This window comes from Burkholderia sp. Bp8992 (assembly GCF_003853705.1).
Lineage (GTDB): Bacteria > Pseudomonadota > Gammaproteobacteria > Burkholderiales > Burkholderiaceae > Burkholderia.
Window position 1 is genome coordinate 93,798 of sequence record NZ_QTQI01000028.1, and the last position, 6,642, is coordinate 100,439.

A 6,642-nucleotide genomic window follows, 5' to 3' on the forward strand; every position below is an offset into this window, starting at 1 on the left:
TCAGTAATCGGCTTCCCAGTCGACGACGATACGACGCGCCGCCTGATCCACCGTTTTGACGTATACGCCGACAAACGGGATCAACCGCTCGTCGGTGGTCGGCTGACCGTCTTTGCCGGTCGCCGGATACTCGACACGCATGATCGAATGCACGCCGTTGTCGATCATCCCGCTCACCTTCCCGAGCGCCACCGATTGCTCGTTGACGACCTCGAGACCGATCAGGTCGACCCAATAGAATTCGTCCGCGGCCAATGCCGGGAAATCTTCCCGGCGCACGAACACGCGAAAGCCGCGCATCGCGAGCGCGGCATCGCGGTCGCTGACGCCCGCGGGTTGCGCAACGACGGTGTCGCTGTGCGTCTTCGACTGCATGATGCGGACGGAAAGCCGCTCCGCACCGCGTTCCAGCCACCAGCGACGCGCGTTGAGCAACGCGTCGCCGCCGCGACCGGCGTCGGCATGCGTCGCCACCTTGACCCAGCCCTTCAGGCCGTAGGCGTCGACTACCGCCCCGACCTCGACGGCATCGTCGGGCCAGGCTTGCGTCGCTTCGAGACCACCTTGCTCGGCAGCCTCACCGGCGCCCGCGACAGCGTCGCGCTCGACCGGCTTGCGGACGAATGCGCCGAATGACGCACGCCCGCGCCTTGCATTACCGGAATCGTGACCCGCCATCAATGCACCTCACAGCCGGCACGACCGGCACACCGTGCCATGTTAGGCAGCCGGTTGCGCCTTTTGCGCTTCCTTCACGAGACGCTGGACGGTCGGCGACAGTTGCGCGCCAACGCCTTGCCAGTACGTCAGGCGATCCTGAGCGATACGCAGCGATTCGCCCTTCGTGGCGACCGGGTTGTAGAAGCCGACGCGCTCGATGAAGCGGCCGTCACGACGGTTGCGCGAATCGGTAGCGACGATGTTGTAGAACGGGCGCTTCTTCGAGCCGCCACGAGCCAGACGGATGATAACCATATGATGTCCTTCGGAAAACCGGGTTCGAAACTACTGAAACACGCGATTATAGCCGGAAACCAGAGGTACAACAAACACTTACGCGCAAATAATCCGCGGACGGCCTGGCGGGCGGGCATACAATCGTCGTGTCCAGGACGTTTCCCACCGTCATGCCGCCCTTTCGCGCCGCCTCGACGCGCCGCGCGCAGCGCCGTTTCACGGCGCTGCTTGCCGGCCTTGCCTGCCTCGCGTCCGCACCGGTGTTTGCCGCATCGTTGCCGGTGAGCGAACTCGTCGTTCCGCCCGGCTTCCACGTGGAAGTCCTGACCGACGCGGTACCGACCGCGCGCGAAATGGCCTGGTCGCCGCGCGGCATCCTGTATGTCGGTACGCGGGAAGGCCGCGTGCATGCGTTCGTGATGCACGAGGGCCGGATCAGCGCACGCCATGTGATTGCATCCGGGCTCGACATGCCCGTCGGCGTCGCCTACCGCGATGGCGCCCTCTATATATCCGCCGTCTCGCGCATCTTGCGCGTCGATCATGTCGACGACCGGCTCGCCAAGCCACCGGCCCCCGTCGTCGTGACCGACGCGCTGCCGACCGAACACCATCACGGCTGGAAATTCATCGCGTTCGGCCCGGACGGCAAGCTGTACGTGCCGACCGGCGCACCGTGCAACGTCTGCCTCGCCGATCGCAACCGCTACGCGATCATCGCACGCATGAAGACGGACGGCAGCGGAAGCGAGGTGGTGGCGCGCGGCGTGCGCAATACGGTCGGCTTCGCATGGCATCCCGATTCGGGAGAGCTGTGGTTTACCGACAACGGGCGCGACATGATGGGCGACGACGTTCCCGACGACAAGCTGAATCGCGCGCCGCGCGCCGGGCTCGACTTCGGCTTTCCTTATTGTCATGGGGGCGATACGCCCGACCCTGAATTCGGCAGCGCCGACGCGTGCCGCCGCTACGTACCGCCCGTCCTGAAACTCGGCGCGCACGTTGCCGCGCTCGGCATGCGCTTCTATACCGGACCGATGTTTCCGGCGTCGTATCGCAATAACGTGTTCATTGCCGAACACGGTTCGTGGAACCGCAGCACGAAGGTCGGCTACCGCGTCGTGCGCGTGGTCGTGTCGGCGGACGGCAGCCAGGCGCGCCAGACGCCGTTCGTCACGGGCTGGCTGCGGCCCGACGGCACGGTATGGGGACGCCCGGCCGACGTGCTGCCGCTGCCGGACGGTTCGCTGCTCGTCAGCGACGATTACGCCGGCGCCATCTACCGCGTGACCTATGCGGCACCTTGACGCATGCAAGGGGTGACCGGCCCCGACCGGGCATCGTAGAATGCGTGCCGGGCCGCGCGCCCGCGCCGGCCCGCCGGCCGCCCACGCCAACGACAACACGCCGCCATCCATGTCCAGCAGCACCGCACCGTCCCGCCGCTTCCGCTCCAAGACGCTCACCGCCGCCCTCGCGTTCCTGTTCGGATCGCTCGGTGCGCACCGCTTCTATCTGTACGGCTTTCGCGACGTGTACGGCTGGGCACACCTGCTCGCGACGATCGTCGGCATCCCGGGCTTCCTCCTGCTCGCGGCGACCCAGCGCACGGCCGGCCTCGGATGGTGGCTCGCGGTACCCGGCGCGATCTCGTTGCTGGCGGCGTTCCTCGCCGCACTCGTCTATGGGTTGCGCCCCGACGAGAAATGGGATGCGCAATTCAACGCGGACACCGGCAAGCACAGCCGGTCGGGCTGGACCGTGATCTTCGTCGTGATCTTCTCGCTGCTGATCGGCGCGTTCCTGCTGATGACCGCACTCGCGCTGTCGTTCCAGACGTATTTCGAATCGCAGGTCGAGGCCGCGAAGCAGATTTCGCAGTAAGCACGACGAACGCGGCACCGGCGCGCATCACCCGGCGCCGATACGCGACGGCCCTGCCCGCGCGTCAGAACAGGTTCAACTGCAGGTCGTCGCGCGGCTTCGCGCCGGCCGCACGCACGGCAACACGCGGCGCAGGCGCGATCGTAGCCGGCGCGCCGCGAAACTGCGACAGATCGAGAATGCCGTTCGTGCGCTCGTTCAGCCCGAGCCGCTTGACGGCCTGGCGAAAGCGCTGCCGCAACAGGTCTGCCCAGATCCCCTCGCCCTTCATCCGTTTCGAGAAATCCGAGTCGTAGTCCTTGCCGCCGCGCATGTCGCGCACGCGGTTCATCACGCGCTCCGCACGGTCGGGAAAATGCGCGGCAAGCCAGTTCTTGAACAGCGGTGCGACCTCCCACGGTAGCCGCAGGATGATGTAGCTCGCATGCGTCGCGCCGGCTTCCGCGCACGCTTCGAGCACGCGCTCCATGTCGGGCTCCGTCACGAACGGAATCACCGGCGCAATGCTCACGCCGACCAGCACGCCTGCCTCGCGCAGCGCGCGGATCGTGCGCAACCGCCGCGCCGGCGTGGCCGCGCGCGGCTCGAGCGTGCGCGAGAGATCGGCATCGAGTGTCGTGATCGTGACCGCCGCCATCACCTGCCCGCGCTCGGCCATCGGTGCGAGCAGGTCGAGATCGCGCTCGATCAGCGACGATTTCGTGATCGCCGCGAACGGCAGCCCGCGATCGTGCATCACCTGGATCACGCTGCGCGTGATGCGCAGGTCGCGCTCGACCGGCTGGTATGCGTCGGTATTGACGCCGAGCGCGATCGGCTCCGGCACATAGCGCTTGCGCGAAATCTCGCGCTCGAGCAACTCGGCCGCGTTGACCTTCGCGTAGATGCGGCTTTCGAAATCGAGCCCCGGCGACAGGCCAAGATAGCTGTGCGTCGGCCGCGCGAAGCAGTAGATGCAACCGTGCTCGCAGCCGCGATACGGATTGAGCGACACGCTGAACGGAATATCGGGTGACTGGTTATGCGTCAGGATGCTCTTCGCGCGCTCCTCGAACACCTGCGTGCGCAGCGGCGCGGGGAAGTCGTCATCGTCGGACTCGTGCGTCCAGCCGTCGTCGACCGCTTCGCGCTGCGCGATTTCATACCGCCCCTGCAGATTGTCGACCGCCCCGCGCCCCTTGCGGGGCACGGGCGGCGCTACCGGAAATTCGTTGTCGGATCGATCGTCCATGTACCCACCCATTCGCCTGCGCCCAATACTGTACATTTATACAGTATTGGGCGCAGCATGCCAAGGGTGGGATAAGGGGCCCGACAACAGCCGCCGGCGCGTCACTCGCCGACGGCGATCGTCAGTGTCTCCTTGATTTCTTCCATCACGACGTAGCTCTTCGACTGCACGGCGCCCGGCAACTGCAGCAGGATGTCGCCGAGCAGCTTCCGGTAGTCGGCCATCTCGCCGATCCGCGCCTTGATCAGGTAGTCGAAATCGCCGGACACGAGATGGCATTCGAGCACCTCGTCGATCTTCATCACCTCGCGCCGGAACTGCTCGAACATGTTGCCGCCCTTGTGGCCGAGCGTGATCTCGACGAATACCAGCAGCGCGGCATCCAGCTGATGCGGGTCGACCCGCGCGTGATAGCCGGTGATCACGCCGTCGCGCTCCATGCGCCGTACGCGCTCGATGCACGGCGTGACGGTCAGTCCGACCTGTTCCGCGAGGTCTTTCATCGCCATCCGGCCGTCATCCTGGAGCAGTTTCAGGATGCGCCGGTCGAGCTTGTCGAGCGAGCGTACGGGCTGACGTTGCGTTCTCATTTGTTTATGCTGAAAACCTGAAAAATACGATAACAAAACCTACACATTCGACAATACCATAGCGCAAAAAACTAGATCAGCTAGAGGTTACACGGAGCCGCACATGCGCCCGGCCTCGACCTGGTCCCTTCCATCTGGAGCAGCTATGCGAGTCGTCATTCTGGGCAGTGGTGTAGTGGGCGTGGCAAGCGCGTATTACCTCGCACGCGCCGGCCATGAAGTCACGGTGATCGACCGGGAAGCCGGCCCGGCGCTCGAGACGAGCTTCGCGAATGCAGGCCAGATCTCGCCCGGCTATGCCGCGCCTTGGGCCGCGCCCGGCGTGCCGCTGAAGGCCGTCAAGTGGATGTTCGAAAAGCATGCGCCGCTCGCGATCCGCCTCGACGGCACGCGCTTCCAGCTCCAGTGGATGTACCAGATGCTGCGCAACTGCACGGCCGAGCGCTATGCGGTCAACAAGGGCCGCATGGTCCGCCTCGCCGAATACAGCCGCGACTGCCTGCAGGCGCTGCGCGCCGATACCGGCATCGAATACGAAGGCCGCACGGGCGGCACGCTGCAACTGTTCCGCACGCAGCAGCAGCTCGATGGCGCGGCCAAGGACATCGCCGTGCTGCAGGAAGCGAACGTGCCGTTCGAACTGCTGTCGCCCGCCGAACTGAAAAACGCCGAACCGGCGCTTGCGGCCGTCTCGCACAAGCTGACGGGCGGCCTGCGCCTGCCGGGCGATGAAACCGGCGATTGCCAGCTGTTCACGACGCGCCTCGCGGCGCTCGCCGAATCGCTCGGCGTCAAGTTCCGCTACAACACGCCGATCGATGCGCTCGCGATCGCGGGCGGCAAGATCGCCGGCGTGCAGTGCGGCAGCGAGACGGTGCGCGCGGACGCGTACGTCGTCGCGCTCGGCTCGTATTCGACGAACTTCATCTCGAACCTGATGAAGATCCCCGTCTATCCGCTGAAGGGCTATTCGATCACCGCGCCGATCGTCGACGAAGCGGCCGCGCCCGTGTCGACCGTGCTCGACGAGACCTACAAGATCGCGATCACGCGCTTCGACCAGCGCATCCGTGTCGGCGGCATGGCGGAAATCGTCGGCTTCGACAAGAAGCTGCGCGCCGCGCGCCGCGAAACGCTCGAAATGTGCGTGAACGACCTGTTCCCCGGCGGCGGCGACACGTCGAAGGCCACGTTCTGGACGGGCCTGCGCCCGATGACGCCGGACGGCACGCCGATCGTCGGCCGCACGCCGGTGTCGAACCTGTTCCTGAACACCGGCCACGGCACGCTCGGCTGGACGATGTCGTGCGGCTCGGGTCAGCTGCTCGCCGACCTGATCTCGGGCAAGATGCCCGCGATCCAGGCCGACGACCTGTCGGTGCATCGTTACCTGAAGGACGTGGCCGGCCAGACGCGCCCGGCCTACGCGTAAGCCGCGACGGCCTGCCTCGACGCAAGTTCGTCACCGGCAAAAGGAAAGGCGCCCCGAGGGGCGCCTTTTTCATTGCGTCGATCGCGTTGCGCACGATCAGAACGGAGCTTCCGTCAACGCGAGCACGCTCTCGTTGCCCTTCGCACCGACGATCGACGCTTCGAGCGCACCGGCCCACACGATCCTGGTGCGGCGCTCGCTTCTCTCTTCCCCCATCTGTCGATGGCGCAAAAAAAAAGGGGCGCTCGTCGCGCCCCTTTTTCCACATGCTCAATGCTGAAGCATCTCGCGTCAGCCGAGCTCGCTCACGAGTTCCGGCACGAGCGCGAACAGATCGCCGACGAGGCCATAGTCGGCCACGCTGAAGATCGGTGCTTCGGGATCCTTGTTGATCGCGACGATCACCTTCGAATCCTTCATGCCGGCCAGATGCTGGATCGCACCCGAGATGCCGACCGCGATGTACAGCTGCGGTGCGACGATCTTGCCGGTCTGGCCGACCTGGTAGTCGTTCGGCACGTAGCCGGCGTCGACTGCCGCGCGCG

Annotated in this window: 8 protein-coding genes; 3 read left to right on the forward strand and 5 right to left on the reverse strand. The window is 65.8% G+C overall.

The window, feature by feature from the left end:
• Positions 1-678: a ribosome maturation factor RimM gene (gene rimM / locus DIE03_RS31310; protein ID WP_124456065.1), complete on the reverse strand. Its 678-nt coding sequence runs from the start codon at positions 676-678 to the stop codon at positions 1-3.
• 42 nt (positions 679-720) lie between these two features.
• On the reverse strand, positions 721-975 hold the full coding sequence (rpsP, locus tag DIE03_RS31315; RefSeq protein WP_006476550.1) for a 30S ribosomal protein S16: 255 nt from the start codon (positions 973-975) through the stop codon (positions 721-723).
• Positions 976-1,127: 152 nt separating this feature from the next.
• Between rpsP and DIE03_RS31320 the strand changes: the two genes are divergently transcribed.
• Both DIE03_RS31320 and DIE03_RS31325 read left to right on the forward strand, forming a co-directional pair.
• Positions 1,128-2,267 carry a sorbosone dehydrogenase family protein gene (locus tag DIE03_RS31320; protein WP_124456066.1) on the forward strand — a complete coding sequence of 380 codons (1,140 nt, stop codon included), beginning with the start codon at positions 1,128-1,130 and terminating at the stop codon, positions 2,265-2,267.
• A gap of 109 nt (positions 2,268-2,376) precedes the next feature.
• Positions 2,377-2,844 carry an NINE protein gene (locus DIE03_RS31325; RefSeq protein ID WP_124456067.1) on the forward strand — a complete coding sequence of 156 codons (468 nt, stop codon included), beginning with the start codon at positions 2,377-2,379 and terminating at the stop codon, positions 2,842-2,844.
• 64 nt (positions 2,845-2,908) lie between these two features.
• Here the strand turns inward: DIE03_RS31325 and DIE03_RS31330 are convergent, their stop codons facing one another.
• Both DIE03_RS31330 and DIE03_RS31335 read right to left on the reverse strand, forming a co-directional pair.
• A complete protein-coding gene (locus DIE03_RS31330; RefSeq protein WP_124456068.1) occupies positions 2,909-4,087 on the reverse strand; it encodes a PA0069 family radical SAM protein in 1,179 nt (392 codons plus the stop codon).
• Positions 4,088-4,176: 89 nt separating this feature from the next.
• Positions 4,177-4,665 carry an Lrp/AsnC ligand binding domain-containing protein gene (locus DIE03_RS31335; protein WP_124456069.1) on the reverse strand — a complete coding sequence of 163 codons (489 nt, stop codon included), beginning with the start codon at positions 4,663-4,665 and terminating at the stop codon, positions 4,177-4,179.
• A gap of 145 nt (positions 4,666-4,810) precedes the next feature.
• Between DIE03_RS31335 and DIE03_RS31340 the strand changes: the two genes are divergently transcribed.
• Positions 4,811-6,097: a D-amino acid dehydrogenase gene (locus DIE03_RS31340; RefSeq protein ID WP_124456070.1), complete on the forward strand. Its 1,287-nt coding sequence runs from the start codon at positions 4,811-4,813 to the stop codon at positions 6,095-6,097.
• Between the two features lie 291 nt (positions 6,098-6,388).
• On the opposite strand, the gene DIE03_RS31345 is transcribed toward DIE03_RS31340, so the two are convergent.
• Positions 6,389-6,642, reverse strand: a 254-nt coding sequence (locus DIE03_RS31345) for an electron transfer flavoprotein subunit alpha/FixB family protein (protein ID WP_221623705.1), incomplete at its 5' end; no start/stop codon positions are given.

Coding starts and splice junctions, on each gene's coding strand:
- rimM (WP_124456065.1), bottom strand. CDS start 678: ATGGCGGGTCACGATTCCGGTAATGCAAGGCGCGGGCGTGCGTCATTC.
- rpsP (WP_006476550.1), bottom strand. CDS start 975: ATGGTTATCATCCGTCTGGCTCGTGGCGGCTCGAAGAAGCGCCCGTTC.
- DIE03_RS31320 (WP_124456066.1), top strand. CDS start 1,128: ATGCCGCCCTTTCGCGCCGCCTCGACGCGCCGCGCGCAGCGCCGTTTC.
- DIE03_RS31325 (WP_124456067.1), top strand. CDS start 2,377: ATGTCCAGCAGCACCGCACCGTCCCGCCGCTTCCGCTCCAAGACGCTC.
- DIE03_RS31330 (WP_124456068.1), bottom strand. CDS start 4,087: ATGGGTGGGTACATGGACGATCGATCCGACAACGAATTTCCGGTAGCG.
- DIE03_RS31335 (WP_124456069.1), bottom strand. CDS start 4,665: ATGAGAACGCAACGTCAGCCCGTACGCTCGCTCGACAAGCTCGACCGG.
- DIE03_RS31340 (WP_124456070.1), top strand. CDS start 4,811: ATGCGAGTCGTCATTCTGGGCAGTGGTGTAGTGGGCGTGGCAAGCGCG.